At 40.7% G+C, this 18,322-nt stretch carries 18 protein-coding genes; 12 read left to right on the top strand and 6 right to left on the bottom strand.

All coding sequences use genetic code 11. The features are described 5' to 3' along the window. Positions 1-50 precede the first annotated feature (50 nt). Positions 51-281 (top strand): peptidase associated/transthyretin-like domain-containing protein, encoded by a 231-nt coding sequence (locus LX92_RS14650; protein WP_109652096.1) that lies wholly within the window; start codon positions 51-53, stop codon positions 279-281. Positions 282-323: 42 nt separating this feature from the next. Then, on the top strand, positions 324-1,457 hold the full coding sequence (locus LX92_RS14645; RefSeq protein WP_190263548.1) for a PepSY-associated TM helix domain-containing protein: 1,134 nt from the start codon (positions 324-326) through the stop codon (positions 1,455-1,457). A gap of 271 nt (positions 1,458-1,728) precedes the next feature. Here the strand turns inward: LX92_RS14645 and LX92_RS14640 are convergent, their stop codons facing one another. After that, entirely contained in the window at positions 1,729-1,956 is a 228-nt protein-coding gene (locus LX92_RS14640; protein ID WP_109652089.1) for a hypothetical protein, read from the bottom strand. A 215-nt stretch (positions 1,957-2,171) separates the two neighbouring features. Here LX92_RS14640 and LX92_RS22645 point away from each other — a divergent pair, with 215 nt between their 5' ends. From LX92_RS22645 to LX92_RS14615, 6 genes are all read left to right on the top strand, one after another. Beyond that, the gene (locus LX92_RS22645; protein WP_190263549.1) at positions 2,172-2,318 is read left to right on the top strand and encodes a hypothetical protein; all 147 of its coding nucleotides are present in this window, start codon (positions 2,172-2,174) and stop codon (positions 2,316-2,318) included. An 88-nt stretch (positions 2,319-2,406) separates the two neighbouring features. After that, a complete protein-coding gene (locus LX92_RS14635) occupies positions 2,407-3,414 on the top strand; it encodes a glycosyltransferase family 2 protein (protein ID WP_109652086.1) in 1,008 nt (335 codons plus the stop codon). A gap of 66 nt (positions 3,415-3,480) precedes the next feature. Further along, positions 3,481-5,400 (top strand): BatA domain-containing protein, encoded by a 1,920-nt coding sequence (locus tag LX92_RS14630; protein WP_109652083.1) that lies wholly within the window; start codon positions 3,481-3,483, stop codon positions 5,398-5,400. Between the two features lie 30 nt (positions 5,401-5,430). Continuing rightward, positions 5,431-6,687, top strand: coding sequence for a dihydroorotase (locus LX92_RS14625; protein ID WP_109652080.1), 1,257 nt, complete (start codon positions 5,431-5,433; stop codon positions 6,685-6,687). Positions 6,688-6,714: 27 nt separating this feature from the next. Beyond that, positions 6,715-7,056: a hypothetical protein gene (locus tag LX92_RS14620; protein WP_109652077.1), complete on the top strand. Its 342-nt coding sequence runs from the start codon at positions 6,715-6,717 to the stop codon at positions 7,054-7,056. A gap of 1 nt (position 7,057) precedes the next feature. Continuing rightward, complete coding sequence (locus tag LX92_RS14615; protein ID WP_109652074.1) at positions 7,058-7,717, top strand: alpha/beta hydrolase; 660 nt, start codon at positions 7,058-7,060, stop codon at positions 7,715-7,717. Here LX92_RS14615 and LX92_RS14610 read toward each other — a convergent pair. Beyond that, on the bottom strand, positions 7,714-8,208 hold the full coding sequence (locus LX92_RS14610; protein WP_109652071.1) for a hydrolase: 495 nt from the start codon (positions 8,206-8,208) through the stop codon (positions 7,714-7,716). The genes LX92_RS14615 and LX92_RS14610 overlap by 4 nt on opposite strands. A 10-nt stretch (positions 8,209-8,218) precedes the next feature. Next, on the bottom strand, positions 8,219-8,983 hold the full coding sequence (locus LX92_RS14605; protein WP_109652068.1) for an MBL fold metallo-hydrolase: 765 nt from the start codon (positions 8,981-8,983) through the stop codon (positions 8,219-8,221). 88 nt (positions 8,984-9,071) lie between these two features. On the opposite strand from LX92_RS14605, the gene LX92_RS14600 reads away from it, so the two are divergent. Next, entirely contained in the window at positions 9,072-10,523 is a 1,452-nt protein-coding gene (locus LX92_RS14600; RefSeq protein WP_109652065.1) for a nicotinate-nucleotide adenylyltransferase, read from the top strand. A gap of 86 nt (positions 10,524-10,609) precedes the next feature. Here LX92_RS14600 and bcp read toward each other — a convergent pair whose 3' ends face one another. Continuing rightward, positions 10,610-11,062, bottom strand: a complete 453-nt coding sequence (bcp, locus tag LX92_RS14595; protein WP_109652062.1) for a thioredoxin-dependent thiol peroxidase — start codon at positions 11,060-11,062, stop codon at positions 10,610-10,612. Positions 11,063-11,115: 53 nt separating this feature from the next. On the opposite strand from bcp, the gene LX92_RS14590 reads away from it, so the two are divergent. Beyond that, positions 11,116-11,778 carry an endonuclease III domain-containing protein gene (locus tag LX92_RS14590; protein ID WP_109652058.1) on the top strand — a complete coding sequence of 221 codons (663 nt, stop codon included), beginning with the start codon at positions 11,116-11,118 and terminating at the stop codon, positions 11,776-11,778. 229 nt (positions 11,779-12,007) lie between these two features. Here LX92_RS14590 and LX92_RS14585 read toward each other — a convergent pair whose 3' ends face one another. Together LX92_RS14585 and LX92_RS14580 are read right to left on the bottom strand one after the other, a co-directional pair. Beyond that, positions 12,008-12,592, bottom strand: a complete 585-nt coding sequence (locus LX92_RS14585; protein WP_109652055.1) for an RNA polymerase sigma factor — start codon at positions 12,590-12,592, stop codon at positions 12,008-12,010. Positions 12,593-13,228: 636 nt separating this feature from the next. After that, positions 13,229-13,810: a sigma-70 family RNA polymerase sigma factor gene (locus LX92_RS14580; RefSeq protein ID WP_109652052.1), complete on the bottom strand. Its 582-nt coding sequence runs from the start codon at positions 13,808-13,810 to the stop codon at positions 13,229-13,231. Between the two features lie 246 nt (positions 13,811-14,056). Between LX92_RS14580 and uvrA the strand changes: the two genes are divergently transcribed. Together uvrA and LX92_RS14570 are read left to right on the top strand one after the other, a co-directional pair. Further along, complete coding sequence (gene uvrA, locus LX92_RS14575; protein ID WP_109652049.1) at positions 14,057-16,834, top strand: excinuclease ABC subunit UvrA; 2,778 nt, start codon at positions 14,057-14,059, stop codon at positions 16,832-16,834. A 235-nt stretch (positions 16,835-17,069) separates the two neighbouring features. Then, the gene (locus LX92_RS14570) at positions 17,070-18,281 is read left to right on the top strand and encodes a hypothetical protein (RefSeq protein WP_109652045.1); all 1,212 of its coding nucleotides are present in this window, start codon (positions 17,070-17,072) and stop codon (positions 18,279-18,281) included. Positions 18,282-18,322 lie beyond the last annotated feature (41 nt).

Genomic DNA, 18,322 nt, shown 5'->3' with positions numbered 1-18,322 from the left:
TTTATTTTTGCAGCCAACAATCTATTTATAATCAATCTAAATAAAAATAAATGAAACCAACTTTACTTTTATTCATGCTCGGCCTATTTCTTGGATATGCCCAACAGGAACATCAGTATGTTATAAAAGGAAGTGTAACTTCTGCCTATGGTGAACCAGCATCCTATGTCCATATCTCCATACCAAAACATAAAAAAGGGGTTGCGGCCGATGAAGACGGGAGGTATATCAATCAAACCGATCCCCGAAGTTTTTATGGTGTACTTATGTACAGCTTCTAATATCAAATTGGGCAGGGTGTTTAACAAAAAAATATAAAGACAATGAAGAAATACAGCTTTAGAAAATTGATCAATGATATACACCTTTGGTTAGGGCTTGGCAGTGGTATCATTTTATTTTTTGTTTGTTTAAGTGGCACCCTGCTTGTTTTTGAGGAGGAAACCAAGGCCCTATTTACCGAAGAGTTCCAGGTTGATACTACTGCGGGAGAGAAAATACCGATGGACGAGCTTCACGAAAAACTGAAAGGTGAAGGGGACATCAATGCCATTACCCTTCCCGCCAAGGCAGATGAGCCCTATCTATTTTCGATAAAGACCGACCCCAAACAACGTAGGGGCAGTACCTTTTATGTGGACCCCTATACCGGCAACTACCAAAAGGAAATGAAATCATCCCTCGATGGTTTCTTTATGACGATGTTCCGATTGCACCGTTGGATGTTACTCGATATTGAAATAGGAAGACCCATTGTCGGCATCGCTACCTTGATATTCCTAATACTATCGATCAGTGGACTTATATTATGGTTTCCCAAACGGATAAAATGGAAAAACCTAAAACCCGGCTTTAAGATCAAGTTTTCTGCGAATTGGAAGCGCATCAACCATGACCTACACAACACCTTGGGTTTTTATGCCTGTATTTTTTTGGTGATCATGACCTTAACAGGGCTTTGTTGGTCCTTTACATGGTACCGCGACGCCGGTAGTGCCGTTTTAGGCACAAAAATCTTCGGGAACCGTGGTGGTGGTCCTAAGGTACACTCCGCCCTCACGCCAGACACCAAAGTGCTGTCCATAGCGGAAATATTGGATGTCGCCAACAGTGAACTGCCTTATAACGGCCAAATCAGGCTTTCCGTTCCCAAGACCCCTAAGGAAGTCTATACCTTGACAAAAAATGATGCTTCAGGCTTTTCCCCAGTGATTACCGATAAGTTGGTATTGGATCGGGACGGTACCGTTTTAAAGAAGGAGCTTTTTAGTGAAAAGCCCTTGAACGTACGGATCGCAGCCTTGATCAGACCTTTGCACCTAGGTACTATCTATGGGACATTCTCGAAGATCATCTATTTCTTGGCTTGTTTGATCGCGACAAGTCTGCCCATTACCGGAACCCTTATCTGGTGGAACAAACTAAAAAAGAAACCCCAAAAAGCCCAAAGCAAATAGATTTCGCTTGTTCAAAACAAGGGTGACCCACAGTATCGTAGACACCCTTGTTTTTTTGGTCTTTACGCTGTGGAAAATCATCTCAATACAAGATGCGCAAGGTTCTTTTGGAAATAGGGCATACATTGTATCCGTTTCCAAAATCCTACGTAAATCCCGTACCTAAAATGGGTAAAACTTAAAATGGGTGTTGAATGTCGCTGGTGGCCTGAAGATTCCCGACGTGTATACGTCATTCCCTTAAAAAAGTAGGCAACATGCCGAATAGGGATCAGATGCCATCACTGGGCCTACCTTTCAGCCGTACATCGATTTTTTTCTTTTTGGCCGTCAATCGCTTCATAAGATCCATCAGTTCCGGATCTTTGTTTTCCTTATATATTTCGTTTATCGCCAGAATAAGTCTTTTCGCTTCTCGTGAAGCAACGACACGATCGCTTGTAGACATATTGCTCATTTTTGCATTCTCAAAATTCGCGGCTTCCTTTAAAATGTCCATTTCCTTACTTTTAATATGCCAATATACCTATAGGCTTCAATTATCCCAAAAAAATCGTAGTTCAAATATATTTTTTATAAACCAAATTTGTGATATTTCGCAGAAAAAAAATCAAATTCGGAGAATATTTAATACAATTTTCACTTTTTAGCAGCTTTATTCCCCAATCCCGAACGGCACCTTCAACAACCATTTCATGCATAAAACCGAATATCATGCAATGCCTATGTAGCGACAATACCCTGCAATGGAAAATGGGATGGAAAGTCAACACCTCGGAAACCCCAATAAACCCTATCCCCTATCTTCCAGGATCTTTTATGAATATGGACTCCCACACCCTAAAAGGTAGCGGTGTATAACGGACTAAAAACAGATCATCTTTATTTTTTGAATTCTTTTACATCCTTTGAACACGGGCAAAAGTGGTAATTTCATTACATTGCGCCCATGCAAAATCCCCTTGTAAGCATCTTGATACCCTTTAAGGACACCGAGGCGTATCTATCGGAATGTATGGAATCGATACTACGACAAGCCTACCAAAATTGGGAGCTTTTGATTGTGGACGATGCTTCCGTAGATGACAGCTACCCCATTGTACATGCCTTTGCATTGAAGGATCCGCGGATCAAATTGTTCAAAAACCAAGGTTCGGGAATCATTCCCGCCTTAAGGACCGCATTTAACCATTGCCAGGGCGACCTCATCACACGAATGGATTCGGATGACATTATGACCCCGGATAAAATCGGCACCATGGCCAACCTCTTGGTTGAACATGGACCAGGCCATCTAGCCGTCGGTCAGGTAAAGTACTTTTCCCATCGAGGCATCAGTAATGGCTATGAACGCTATGAAACATGGTTGAACGAACTCACAGAAAAGGGTAACAATTTCAATGGCCTTTATAAAGAATGTGCCATCCCCTCGCCTTGTTGGATGGTGTACAAAACCGATCTGGAACGTTGTGGGGCCTTTGAGCCCGACCGGTATCCCGAGGATTATGATCTTACCTTTCGTTTTTATGAAAACGGGCTACAAGGTATACCCTGTGATAAGGTACTGCACCATTGGCGCGATTATGATACACGAACATCCCGTACAAGTGAGCACTATGCCGCCAATTATTTCCTGGATATCAAGTTGCATTACTTTCTAAAACTGGAGCACGATCCCCAAAAGCAATTAGTGGTCTGGGGAGCAGGGAATAAAGGGAAGACCATTGCCAAAAGCCTCTTGGAACGGAAAATCGATTTCAGATGGGTGTGCGACAACCCCAAAAAAATCGATAAGGATATCTATGGAAAAAGAATGGAACACTTCCATATTCTAAACCAAATCGATGATTTCCAAGGCATTATTACCGTCGCCAACGAGAACGAGCAGGAAACCATAAAATTATTCCTAATGGGATTGGACAAAAAACCTATGATGGACTATTTTTTCTTTTGTTGAATTTATATAAAATTATGTACAGACAGTTTCTGAATACTTCTTATATTTACCAAATCAAAATCGGGAATGCAGTTTAAATATCCAGAACTTCTTTGGGCCTTATTTCTACTACTGATTCCTATATTCATCCATCTTTTTCGATTACGAAGATTCAAGAAGACCCCTTTTACCAATGTAAAACTATTGCAAAAGGTCGTTTCGGAATCGCGCAAGAGCAATACCCTGAAAAAATGGTTGCTCTTAATGACCCGCCTTCTGTTGTTTTCCGCACTGATATTGGCTTTTGCCCAACCTTTTTTAGCGAATACAAAAGCATTGGCCGCAAAGGAAACCGTGATCTATTTGGACAATTCGTTCAGTATGTGGGCAAAGCAGGTCGATGAAACCCTGATCAACAATGCCGTTCAGGGACTGTTGAAGTCGATCCCCGAGAACAGTACATTCAGTCTCTTCACCAATACCGATGAACACAAGAATGTGGAATTGATCGATATTCGGAACACCTTATTGACCATCGCCCCTACCGCCAAACAATTGAACTTGGAGGAAATCGAATTGAAGGCCCGTACTTTCTTTAGCGGCAATGAAAACACCATTAAAAATCTGATCGTAATCTCCGATTTTCAAAACCAGATGTCGCCCAAGGCGTATGCTGTTGACAGTACCATTCAGAAACACTATGTAAACTTATCGGGCTCGGATCTGGAGAATATCGCTATAGACAGTTGCTACATCAGCAAACCAGGCATCGAGAATGTTGAGCTTACGACCGTTTTATCCGCTACTCCCAATATTGAAAGAACCCCAGTGTCACTATACAATAAGGATAGGTTGATCGCCAAAACCGCTGCGCTTTTTGAAAATGGAAAAAGTGAGGTGACCTTTACGATTACGGCCAACGACCTGATCCTTGGAAAACTGGAAATTATCGATAAGGGATTGCCCTATGACAATCATCTTTATTTCAACATCGACCAGAAAGAGAAGCCCAAAGTACTGGCCATTGGGGATTCCCCCTCTAATTTCCTAAAGCGTATCTATGCCGATGGTGAATTTGTATTCTCCTCCTTTACCCTGAAAAACCTGAATTATAGGGACCTGCAAAATCAAAATTTGATTGTCCTGAATGGCTTGGACAGTTTTCCCAATTCCCTTATCGCCAGCATATCGTCCTTTGTTGGAAATGGAGGTAGTTTGGTCATCATTCCCTCGAACAATGCCAATATAGTTTCATACAACCAATTGCTCGGCAGTACCTCCTTGGGGACCTTCCTTGAAGGTTTGGACGCCGAAAACGCCATTACCAAGATAGCATTCTCACATCCACTCTATGATCAGGTATTTGAAAAGAGTATAAGTAATTTCCAATACCCAAAAGTGAATCGGTTTTATAGATTGAAATCCAACGCCTCTTCGGTATTAAGCTATCAAAACGGCGACGCCTTCCTTGTGGGAAACAATGGTATTTATCTTTTCACTGCTGCCCTGGACAATGAAAACTCAAACTTCCAACAATCGCCATTGATTGTCCCCACCTTCCTAAAAATGGGGATGAACAGCCTAAAACGTTCTGATATTTATTACGTGCTAGAAGGCCCAACAACCATCGACATTTCAAGGAAAATGGCCAAGGACCATATCTTAAAGGTCTCCAAAGGGGAACAGGAATTCATCCCCCAACAGAAAAACCATGCCAATAAAGTCTCGCTCCATTTTAATGGGAATCCCACCGAGGACGGTATTTTCACTATATCTGAAAACGGGATGGCTTTAAGACATATCAGTTTCAATTATCCAAGACAAGAAAGTGAACTGGTCTTTATGGATCTTGACAACGCCCAAATTGCAAGTAAACAAAATTCGATAACAACCCTATTCAAAGCTTTACAAAACGACAATCGTATAACTGAGCTTTGGAAATGGTTTGTTATTTTAGCACTATTTTTTCTTTTGATCGAAGTGCTTGTAATCAAATTTTTAAAATGATCTATAAAACCATAGATAAATCCTGAGGAAATGAACATACTCCTAAAATCGGCCAAAATCATTAATGCACAAAACAAAGAGCTGCATTTAAAGAAAAGGGATATCTTAATCAAAGATGGCACTATTGACAAAATAGCGGCTAAAATAGAAGCCCCCAAGGATACCCAAGTCGTTGACCTAAAAAACCTGCACGTATCCTTAGGTTGGTTAGACAGCAGTGTATGTTTTGGGGAACCGGGTTATGAAGAACGGGAAACCATCTCGAACGGACTGAGGACCGCGGCTTTGAGTGGATTTACGGACATTGTACTGAATCCCAATACGCATCCTATTGCCGACAGCAGTTCCGATATCGTATTCCTGACCAATGCCGCGCGGGATTCCGCGACCAACCTACACCCGTTAGGCACGATGACCATGGGTGGGGAAGGCATCGACCTGGCCGAGTTATACGATATGCACAACTCAGGGGCCGTGGGCTTTTACGATTTTAAGTCACCCATATCAAATTCGAACCTGTTGAAAATCGCCTTGCAATATGTGCAAAACTTTGACGGATTGGTTTATTCGCAACCTTTGGATGTTAAAATAGCCGGGAAAGGATTGGTGCATGAAGGCATCACATCGACCAAATTAGGGCTAAAGGGGATTCCCTCATTAGCCGAGGAAATCCAAATTGTCCGCGATCTTTTTATCCTGGAATATACCGAAGGTAAATTACATATACCCACGGTCTCCACGGCAAATGCCGTAAAACTCATCGCTGATGCCAAGAAAAAAGGCTTGAACGTTACCTGTAGCGTTGCCATCCATAATTTATATTTCACCGATGAAGTCCTCGAGGAATTCGATACTGCGTATAAGGTGTACCCTCCCCTAAGAACCAAAAAGGATACCAAGGCCTTGATCAAGGGAGTAAAGGATGGTACCATCGATTTTGTAACTGCGGACCACATTCCCTTGAATATTGAGTTAAAGGCCGTGGAATTCGACAACGCCACCTATGGCTCCGTAGGTTTGGAAAGTGCCTTTGGCCTATTACATACGCTTTTCGATACCGAAACATGCATTACCCTGCTCACACAGGGCAAAGAACGATATAACATTGCGGAAAACGACTTGGCCGAAGGGCGCAAGGCCTGCTTAACACTTTTTAACCCTGATGTGGATTATACATTTGAAAAATCGCATATACTGTCCCAATCCAAAAACAGCATGACCTTAGGGGAATCCTTAAAAGGTAAAGTCTATGGCATTTTCAACAACAATCAACTGATCCTGAATTAGTATCCTATAATAACGTCGCACTTCAAAATGACATCAGAACCAACAGAAGAAACCATTCAAAAAGGAAAAACGACGGCCATCGTCGCTTACCTTACCATAATAGGGGCTATCATAGCCATTTCAATGAATATGGAACCCAAGAATCCGTTTGCCCGTTTTCATACGCGACAAGCCTTCGGATTGCATCTAATGTTTCATGGTTTTGCCCTTTTTTCCAGTGTATGGTACAATCAATATGCACTTTACGGACTCTATCTATGCTATTTCATCCTCTGGATTTATGGCTTTTTAGGTGCATTAAGCAACAAAAAACAATTGGTTCCGGCCATAGGAACCTATTTCCAAAAATGGTTTACATTTATTTCTTGATATGACAACAGCCCAACTTTCTTTGACCCATTTGATAAGGCCTTCCGTTCTAAAAGAAGGAAAGCCCCCCGTTTTGTTTATGTTCCATGGTTATGGCAGCAATGAGGAAGATCTATTCTCCTTTGCCCCCGAACTACCAGAGGAATTGTGCATAATATCGGTTCGTGCCCCATATCCATTGGAACCTTATGGCCATGCTTGGTATGCCATAAATTTTGATGCCGACAAGGGCAAATGGAGTGACGATGAACAAGCCAAGGAATCCCGGGAAAAAATAGTTTCCTTTATTGATGAGGCCTGTGATACTTATGGGTTGGACAGCCAGCGTATAACCCTTTTGGGTTTTAGCCAAGGTACAATCCTGAGTTATGCCGTAGCCCTATCCTATCCTGAAAAAATAAAGAATGTGGTTGCCCTTAGTGGATATATCAATGAAAATATCATTTCCGGGGATCCTTCAAAAAAGGACTTTGGCAGTTTGAGGATTTATGCTTCCCACGGACAGGTAGACCAGGTCATTCCGCCAGCATGGGCGCAAAAAATACCGGAGACCCTTTCCGCTTTGGGCGTTGAACATGTATATGAGGAATTTCCTGTAGGACATGGTGTCGCCCCACAAAATTTTTATTCCTTCAACAAGTGGTTACAGGATAAGATCTAGTTCGTACGGGTATATAGAAGATGGTCTATCAAAGTGAAATCGACCCCCATATCATCTTTCAACTCATACTTTATCAATAGTTCTCCCCAGTATTTGCCATCTGAAAAGTCGGCTACGATCCACTTGTGGTTAAGGATCTTGATTTTGTTCAATTTAAAATCACTTTCCATGCCCTCATAGGGAATCAATGGATTATCCCCTTTGGATTCATTGGTTTCCAACAATTTATCGGCAATATAACGACTGGGATCCTCCAATTCCAAATGATCGTAATACGCCAAGGCATCATCGTTATTCTCAAGTGAGAAATACTGCATATCCAAAACCTTCAACTGGGAATCTTGAAGGGAATCTTCCAAGGCTGTGACCGTATTTTCCAATTTAGCGAGTTTTGCATCCTTCGCCTTCTGCATATTACCGTTGCTCACGAATAAAAACAGACAGATTAAAGCGGTGAACACAAAAAGGTATAAGAACAATTTATTTTTCATGGTACGATACCTAAAGGGTTATTTGAAGATTATCATAAGCCAAATGTACATCTTTTGGCAATTTTTTTTCCACTTCCTCATGAAAACCCAATAAATGACTGATATGGGTCAAGTATGCTTTTTCAGGTTTCACCTTATCAATAAGGGCCAAGGCATCCTCAAGGTTAAAATGGGAATGGTGTGGCTCCTTCCTTAAAGCATTTACGACCAAGACCTTACTCCCCTTTATTTTTTCGACCTCTGATTCCTCAATCGTCTTTACATCGGTCAGATAGGTGAAATCCTTGATCCGGAATCCAAAAACCTGTATGCGATCATGACGTGCATTGATGGGGATTACCTGCTGCCCCCCTATCGTAAAAGGGGAATCATTCTTAATGATATTGATCGCTACGCCCGGTGCACCGGGATAACGGTCTACATCGGTAAAGATATAATCAAATCGGGTTTTTAGGGATTCCACAACACGTTTATGGGCATAAATGGGAATATCACCCTGCCGGAAGAAAAAAGGCCGAATATCATCAATACCTGCTGTATGGTCAGCATGCTCATGGGTAAAAAGTATACCATGAAGCTTGTCAACTTTCCGTGTCAACATCTGTTGCCTAAAATCGGGCCCGCAATCTATAACGAAATTATAATCCTCCCAGGAAAGTAGCACGGAGACACGTAGTCGTTTGTCTTTCGGGTCCTTACTCAAACAAACCGGATGGTTACTCCCTATTACAGGGATTCCCTGTGATGTTCCCGTGCCCAAAAATGTAATTTTCAACCCTTCATCTGTTTATTTCAAATTTATAACATATTTATTTAATAGCTAAGTCAATCTTATTAACTTTACCGCAAACAAAAACCAATATATGTCTTCATTTCTAAAAAGAGACACTGCATTTGAGAACATCCCTTCTATCAAGGCCAAGACCTTGAGGATAAACTTAAATCCAGACATTTACGGTACTTTTGCGGAAATTGGAGCCGGACAAGAAACTGCCCGACATTTTTTTAGGGCTGGTGGAGCTTCTGGCACCATAGCCAAGGCCATGAGTGCCTATGATAAGGAATTCAGTGATGCCATTTATGGTGTGGAGGCGGATGGCAGATATGTGTCACAACCTCGTCTCAAAACCATGCTTTCCCATGAAATGCGTTTGATGGAGGAACGGATCACTAGGGACAAACACCCCGATCGATTGTTCTTTTCATACGCCAACACGGTAGCAACCATCGATTTTTCAAAACGATATAAAGGTCACGGCTGGCTGGGTATCCGCTTTCAATTGGAGCCCGACCAAAAGGAATTCGACGAAATTATACTACACGTTCGCTTTAAACAAAATGAAGCGCGCTTGCAGCAAGAGACCTTGGGGATTTTAGGTGTTAACTTGATCTATGGTGCATTCTATAAATATCACAAACCCAGAAAATTACTAAAATACCTTTACGATCATATCGACAAGGACACCATAGAGATTGATATGGTCAATTTCTCAGGACCCAATTTCAAGGGTGTCGACAACAGGTTAATGAGTCTACAATTGATTCGTAATGACATGACCGATGCCGTAATGTTCGGTCCTGATGGCAACAACCTATTGCCCGCAGCCAAACTGTACAAGAAAAACATATTGGCCTTAAGGGGTAGTTTTAGACCCGTTACCAAGGTAAATATGGATATGCTCCAAAAATCATACGATATTTTCATTCGCGACCGGGCCGTTGATGAAAGTAAGACCATCGTTATTTTTGAAATCACGTTATCGAACCTGAAAGCATCCGGGGAGATCGATGAGCGCGATTTTATGGATAGGGCCGAGTTACTCTGTTCCATGGGACATACGGTAATGATATCCAATTTTCAGGAGTACTATAAATTGGTCGAATATTTCAACAATTACACCAAAGCCAAGATTGGGCTTACCATGGGGGTAAACAACCTGGTCGATATCTTTGATGAAAAATATTATCGCCATTTAAGCGGTGGTATATTGGAAGCCTTCGGTAAATTGTTCTTTAAGGAACTGCAGGTATACCTTTATCCGATGAAAAATCCGGAAACCGGACAGATCATGACCAGTAACAACATCAAGGTTCACCCTCGAATGAAGGAACTTTACAAGTTCTTTAAATACAATGGCAAAGTCATGGATATCATCGACTACGACCCGGAGATCATGGATATTTTCTCAAGGGATGTCTTCAAGAAAATCGTCAACAACGAAAAAGGTTGGGAAGATTCACTGCCTGAAGGGATTGCCGAAATCATTAAGGAGAAAAAATTATTTAACCGAAAAGTCGAAATCAAGAACGAGTAAATCCCTAAGGATTTCAAATACAATATAAAAAACGTCCCAACGAAAAGGTTGGGACGTTTTTGTATGCCATAATACCGAAAGAACAATCAGTCAAGCAGCTGGGCGGCATGGTCCTTTGTCTTCACCTTATCGATAACCTTGGTTACCACACCTTCCTCATTGACCACAAAGGTTTTTCTGTGGATACCGTCATATTCCCGTCCCATAAATTTCTTTGGCCCCCAGACCCCGAAAGTATTGATCACGGTATGGTCCTCATCGGCCAAAAGTGGAAATGGAAAATCGTATTTATTCCTGAAATTGGTCTGTCTTTTTTCCGAATCGGCACTAACCCCCAACAATTCGTATCCTTGCGATTGCAGTACACTGTAATTATCCCTTAGATTACACGCCTCAGCGGTACATCCGGGTGTGCTGGCCTTGGGATAGAAAAAAACGATTAACTTTTTCCCATGGTAATCGGAAAGTCGTATCGTATTACCGTCTTGATCCTTTGAAATGAACTCTGGGACTTTATCACCCACTTGTAGTGTTTTCATAGTCGATTTTTCTAAATTAGCAATTCTTTATCAATAGCTAAAGTAAGCTTAAAATGACAAAAAAAGAAAAGGTCGATTATGTAATAAGGACATTGCGGGAATTCTATCCTACCATACCCGTTCCCTTAGACCATAAAGATCCCTATACCCTTTTGATCGCCGTATTGTTATCGGCCCAAAGTACCGATGTTAGGGTAAATCAAATTACGCCTTTACTTTTTGAAAGAGCCGACAACCCCTATGATATGGTTAAAATGTCTGTCGATGAGATCCGGGAAATCATAAAACCCGTGGGACTATCGCCCATGAAATCGAAAGGTATACATGGTCTTTCCCAAATCTTGATCGATAAATACGACGGGGTGGTCCCTAAGGATCTAGCGCAATTGGAGGAGTTTCCTTCGGTCGGACATAAGACCGCCAGTGTTGTGGTTTCCCAAGCCTTCGGCATACCGGCATTTCCTGTGGATACGCATATACATCGATTAATGTATCGATGGGGATTCACAAATGGTAAGAATGTGGTACAGACCGAGAAGGATGCCAAACGCATATTTCCCAAGGAATTATGGAATGACCTTCACTTACAGATCATTTGGTATGGCCGTGAGTATTCACCGGCAAGGGGATGGGACCTTGATAAGGATATAATTACCAAGACAATAGGTAGAAAATCAGTACTGAACGATTATCTTAAACACAAAAAAACCCGCTAAAAACGGGTTTCTTTATTAGTTTAAGTTCAATTCGAACTGCATTTTGTTTTGATTGACAATACAGAGTGACTTAGAAAAATTGGTCAAAAACTGGATTGTTTCTTTACAGGCCATTACTGGACTATTTTTTTGGGGGTTCTCAAAGTAAATTTTTTCCATATTGATAATAGTCTTGTTATGATAAGATAACGCAACTAATATCAAAATATTGTTATAACTATACTTCCCCCTAAGAATTTGTAAGAACGATGTTGTTTTTATCTATGATTTTTCGAAGGTTGATAAGTGCATAACGCATTCTCCCAAGGGCCGTATTGATACTTACTCCCGTGTTCTCTGAAATTTCCTTGAAGCTCATGTCTTTGTAGATGCGCATCACAAGTACTTCACGTTGATCGTCCGGCAACTCATCCACCAAATATCTTAAATCCGTATTTATCTGGTCTTTGATCAATTGCTTTTCGGCATTCAATTTATCGTCCCCTATTACAGAAAAAATATTGAAATCATCACTACCCTCGAACATCGGCATTCTTTTGTTCTTCCTGAAATGATCGATTATAAGGTTGTGGGCAATTCGCATCACCCATGGTAAAAATTTACCTTCCTCACTATATGTACCCTTCTTTAAGGTCTTGATCACTTTAATAAAGGTATCCTGAAAGATATCCTCAGTGATATCCCTATCCAATACTTTGGAATAAATAAAACTTGATACTCGTTGATTGTGTCGGTTGATAAGAATTTCAAGGGCTTTTTCGTCTCCGCTGATATAATCCCTTACTAGTATTGAATCTTCAATTTGTAGTTCCATACAAAGTACTTTTTTAAGTTTAGAGCTTCGTTTCCTAAAGCTTGATTTATAGTTATTCGGTCTTTACTTTGAGTCTGGCACCTTTCTTTCGAAATATGTGCTATTCTTTAATTATGACCTAAAACTAGATAAATAGAGGGGTGTGGAAAAAACTATGTTGTCAAATGCACCTATTATGATGTGAAACAATCATTTTTGATTTTTAATACAATAATCCAAGGAAATCCCAGTTACCTCGACCAATGACCATAATGGTCTTCTTTTTGACATCCTATGGGGTATAATCGTAATGCACAAGTACCATCCACAACATCCTGAAAATAAAAAAGCCCCTATTACAGCAGTAATAAGGGCTTTTCTCTTGTATCAATAAAACTTCAATTCATGTTGCTTTCGAACTTGACTCCTTTAATATCATTAATTTTCAATGACTTGGAATAGTTTAATAAAAAATCAATGGTTTCTGGTTTAGCCATCACCTTTTCATACTTTTTCTTTTTCTCGACGTAAAATTTCCCCATATCTATTTAAGTATTGTTTCATTATGAAAACGCTACAAGGTTCAATATAATAAATACGTTCGACCTAAGACCTTAATATTCGTCGAAATAATAGGTTTGTCGACACAGGTAATGATTAATTCGTTAAAACGATATTGTGTTCGTCTATAATTTTCCTCAGATTGATCAATGCATAGCGCATACGTCCCAAGGCTGTATTGATACTGACCCCCGTATTTTCGGAAATTTCCTTAAAACTCATATCCTTATACATACGCATGACCAGAACATCCCGCTGATCAACGGGCAACTCCTCAATAAGTAAGACCAAGTCCTCATCAATCTGGTCTTTGATGATTTGTTTTTCAATATTCAATTTCTCATCATGGACCACGGAAAATATATCGAACGTATTGGAAGCCTCGAAATAGGGCATTCTACGGTTCTTTCTAAAATGGTCTATAATAAGGTTGTGTGCAATACGCATGACCCAGGGCAGAAATTTACCCTCTTCATTATACTTCCCCTTTTTCAGGGTGCGTATTACCTTAATAAAGGTGTCCTGAAAAATATCCTCGGTTATCTCACGATCATTGACCTTTGAGTAGATAAAACTACTAAGTCTTTGGTTATGCCTTTTTATAAGGGTTTCTAGAGCGCGTTCGTCTCCATTGATGTAATTCTGTATAAGTAGGGAGTCTGCTATTTGAAGTTCCATGTCAATTACTTTTTAAAGTTAAAACTAGGGGCCAGTCCTTTTAGGAAAAGCCTTTTTGGGGTTACACTAATTTTAAAAAAGTAATTGTCTTGCTATAGGCGTCTTAACATTTTATTATGTTCAAATATAGAGAAAATAATAGGTTATAAAAAAATAGTCGTGTAATTATCAATAAATTAGAGGCAAGCACATGCTTTACTGGCAAATGCATCCCACATATTGTATCTTTGCGGCCTAATCAAGAATATGCCCAAATTACAAGACATAAATCCCAAGAATAATATTATCATAAAGGGTGCGAAACTGCACAATTTAAAAAATATTGACGTTGTCATACCCAGGAACAAATTGGTTGTGATTACAGGACTTTCGGGTTCCGGGAAATCGAGTTTGGCGTTTGATACCTTATACGCCGAAGGACAACGTAGATATGTGGAAAGTCTTTCTTCCTATGCACGCCAGTTTTTAGGTAAACTGAACAAACCCAAGGTAGATTATATTAAAGGTATAGCCCCTGCCATTGCCATTGAACAAAAAGTCAATTCCACCAACCCGCGTTCAACAGTAGGCACTACGACCGAGATTTACGATTACCTTAAATTGTTATTTGCCCGTATCGGTAGGACGATTTCCCCGATATCGGGGGAAGAGGTAAAAAAACATACGGTCAGTGATGTTGTTGATTACGTTCAACAGTATGATGAAGGGGAAAAACTCCTGCTCTTGGCGCCAATAGTCATCAAAGAAGATCGGGACCCCATAAAATCATTGCAATTATTCTCTAAACAAGGATATGCCCGAATAAAACATAATGATAAGGTTATTCGTATCGATGCCGCCCCTGAAGATATTGGCCGTGAATTCAATCTGGTCATCGACAGGATCATTACCAAGGATGACGAGGATTTTTACAATCGTCTGGCAAATGCTGTCGATACCGCATTCTTTGAAGGGAAAGGGGAATGTGTCATCGAAGAGCTTAAAACAGGGAAGCAAACCGTTTTCAACAATAAATTCGAAAAAGACGGGATGTCTTTTCTAGAACCCAATGTACACCTTTTCAGTTTCAACAACCCCTATGGTGCCTGCCCTAAATGTGAAGGATATGGAGACGTCATTGGTATCGATGAGGATTTGGTCATACCCAATACGGCACTTTCTGTCTATGAAAATGCCATATTCCCTTGGAGGGGTGAAAGTATGGGTTGGTATCGCGATGAATTGGTGAACCATGCCTATAAATTTGATTTCCCCATCCACAAGCCATGGTTTGAGCTAACCGAAGACCAAAAACAATTGGTTTGGAACGGTAATTCCCATTTTACCGGGTTGCATAAGTTCTTTAGCCTCTTGGAGGATAAAAGTTACAAAATACAAAACCGGGTCATGTTATCCCGGTATCGAGGAAAGACAAAATGTAGCGAATGTCGTGGCAAACGTTTACGAAAGGAAACCGAATATGTAAAAATCAGCGGTAAGTCGATTACGGATTTGGTGGAATTACCCATTGATAAATTAACCGCTTTTTTCAAACAACTTTCCCTCAATGACCATGATGCCCAAATTGCGAACAGGCTATTGAAGGAAATACATACCCGATTGGGATTCCTGGAAAAAGTCGGACTCAATTACCTAACCCTGAACCGAAAATCGAATACACTTTCCGGTGGTGAAAGCCAACGTATTAATTTGGCGACTTCGTTGGGCAGTAGTCTTGTCGGTTCCATGTATATCCTTGATGAACCCAGTATCGGTTTGCACCCCAAGGATACCGAGAACCTTATAGACGTTTTGAAATCCCTTCGGGATCTCGGCAATACCGTTATCGTGGTTGAACATGATGAGGATATTATGAATGCCGCCGATGAAGTTATCGATATTGGGCCTGAAGCAGGAACCCACGGTGGCGAAGTGGTCGCTCACGGCACGTTGACCGAAATCCTTAAGTCATCTTCCCTTACCGCTGGATATTTGAACGGCACCCTTAAAATCGAAGTCCCTAAAAAAAGAAGGGTCTCTAAAAATTATATTGAAATCAAGGGCGCTAGGGAAAACAACCTAAAAAATATCGATGTTACCTTTCCCTTGAACATGTTGACGGTCATAACCGGCGTTTCCGGTAGTGGAAAAAGTACATTGGTAAAAAAGTTGCTCTATCCGATAATTCTTAAGAATGTTGGAGGTTATGGTCAGAAAGCGGGACAGTTTACTTCCGTAGAAGGCAAATACGATTCCATCAAACATGTCGAATTTGTTGATCAGAACCCTATAGGAAGGTCCTCACGATCAAACCCGGTAACCTATATTAAGGCCTATGACGATATCAGGGCCTTGTTTGCGGCACAAAAGTTAAGTAAGATCAGGGCGTACCAAGCCAAACATTTTTCTTTTAATGTCGATGGTGGCCGCTGTGAAAAATGTAAGGGAGAAGGTGAAATAACCGTAGAGATGCAGTTTATGGCCGATGTACATTTGGAATGTGATACCTGTAATGGCAAACGGTTCAAAAAAGAAGTCTTGGAAGTTACTTTCGAAGGAGCCAATATTGCCGATGTACTGAATATGACAATTGATGATGCCATCGATTTTTTCGAAAAACATGGACAGCATAAAATTGTAGGCAAGTTAAGCCCCTTACGGGAAGTGGGACTTGGGTATGTCACTTTAGGGCAATCCTCCTCTACCCTTTCCGGTGGTGAGGCCCAACGGATCAAACTTGCTTCTTTCCTGGTAAAAGGGACCACGAAAGACAAAGCTTTGTTCATTTTTGATGAACCAACGACCGGATTGCACTTCCATGACATTAAAAAATTGTTGAAGTCATTTGATGCCTTAATATCAAAAGGGCACTCGGTCATAGTCATCGAACACAATATCGAACTTATCAAATGTGCCGACCATATTATTGACCTTGGTCCCGAAGGTGGCGAAAATGGCGGACAACTATTGGCACAAGGCACGCCTGAGGAAATCATTAAAAACAAATCCTCCTTTACTGCTAATTACTTAAAGGAAAAACTATAACCGGACCACTCTACTATTTATTTAAATCAGAAAGGCCCTATTGGGTGGTACCACCTTTATGATCGGGCGTTGTTTTTCCTGTAAAAAAGGAAAGCTACGACTTTCCCCATATTTACATATAGTTTTATTTGGCTGTTTATCAGTTGATTACAATCGTAAACTATTTTTTGGCACGTTGTTTGGTATATACTAATCGAATGTAAATAGTTGCATTCGGGAATTAAAACCTTATATCATGAGAAATTTAGTACTTCTTTTAACAGCCCTCGTATTTGGTACCTCTGGAACCATGGCTAGTACCGTTGAAGATAAGGTTGCAACACGCAATGCTTATACAAACAACAACTCGTTCATTTTTATTGAGCAAGGCATTACGTTTTCAGTATTTCCCGATGGTGAATTCGATTTTTATATTGAGAATTATGTATCCGGACGTAATAATGGAATAACCATGAATTCCGGATATGATTATAGTCCTTATGCCCAATACGATGATTATGGTGCCGTTATCCAAGTAGAGAACGTACCTATTTATTATGACCACTATGGTCGTGTGACCCAAATTGGTGATGTTGATATACGTTATAGGAACAATAGGGTTTTCAGAATGGGTGGCATGTATGTTTATTACAACCATAACGGATTCTATGATCACCATACAGGATACATCAATGTTTACAACAGACACTATGTATACAGACCTTTCCACAGGTTCTTTTTAAGACCCGCAATCGGATTTTCGTTAGTATACCAGAGACCCTACAGAAGGTATTATACACCTTACCGATATACCTATTATAGACCATATCACTATAATACACGAAGAGCTTATGCCAAAATCGGAAGGGAACATAGATATAACCAAGTACGTCGTGAAAGAGCCACTATTTACAGAAATGATAAAAGGGTTGCCCAACGCAGAGTGAACAATACCCGAAGAAATGATGTGGCACGAAGTAATAGAACGGTAAACAGGAACAATGATTCAAACAAGAACTATAGATCAAATACCCAAAGAGGTACTGTAGCCAGAAATGCTGGAACCCGTTCGAATCGTTCCTCTGCCAATGTTGCCAATAGATCGACAGTCAATAGATCCAAGAGCGTTCAAACAAAATCCGTGAATAACCGTAGTGTAGCCCAACGATCAACATCGGTAAGGACACCACAACGCAATACAACTACCAAACGGACAGTAACACAAACGCCTCGAAGAACCACGGTAACAAGAAGTACCACCACGTACAAGAAACCTGTAAGTAGAACCACGAACAAAAACGTACGTAGCACTACCTCTACAAGAACCCAAAGGTCCGTTGCCCAAAGGCCATCAAGTCGTAGTACTAGTAAAAGTACCGTACGAAAAGCTGCTTCCAAAAGTAGAAGTGTTGCAACAAGGAGTAGTAGCTCTAGAAGCTCTAAAGGAAGAAGCTCTAGTAGACAGTAAAGAATAGAAGAACGAAGACCCTGGCGATTCTGTCAGGGTTG

This window comes from Maribacter polysiphoniae (assembly GCF_003148665.1).
GTDB lineage: Bacteria > Bacteroidota > Bacteroidia > Flavobacteriales > Flavobacteriaceae > Maribacter_A > Maribacter_A polysiphoniae.
The sequence above is the reverse complement of the archived record's forward strand: the minus strand, read 5'-3'. Positions and strand labels throughout refer to the sequence as shown.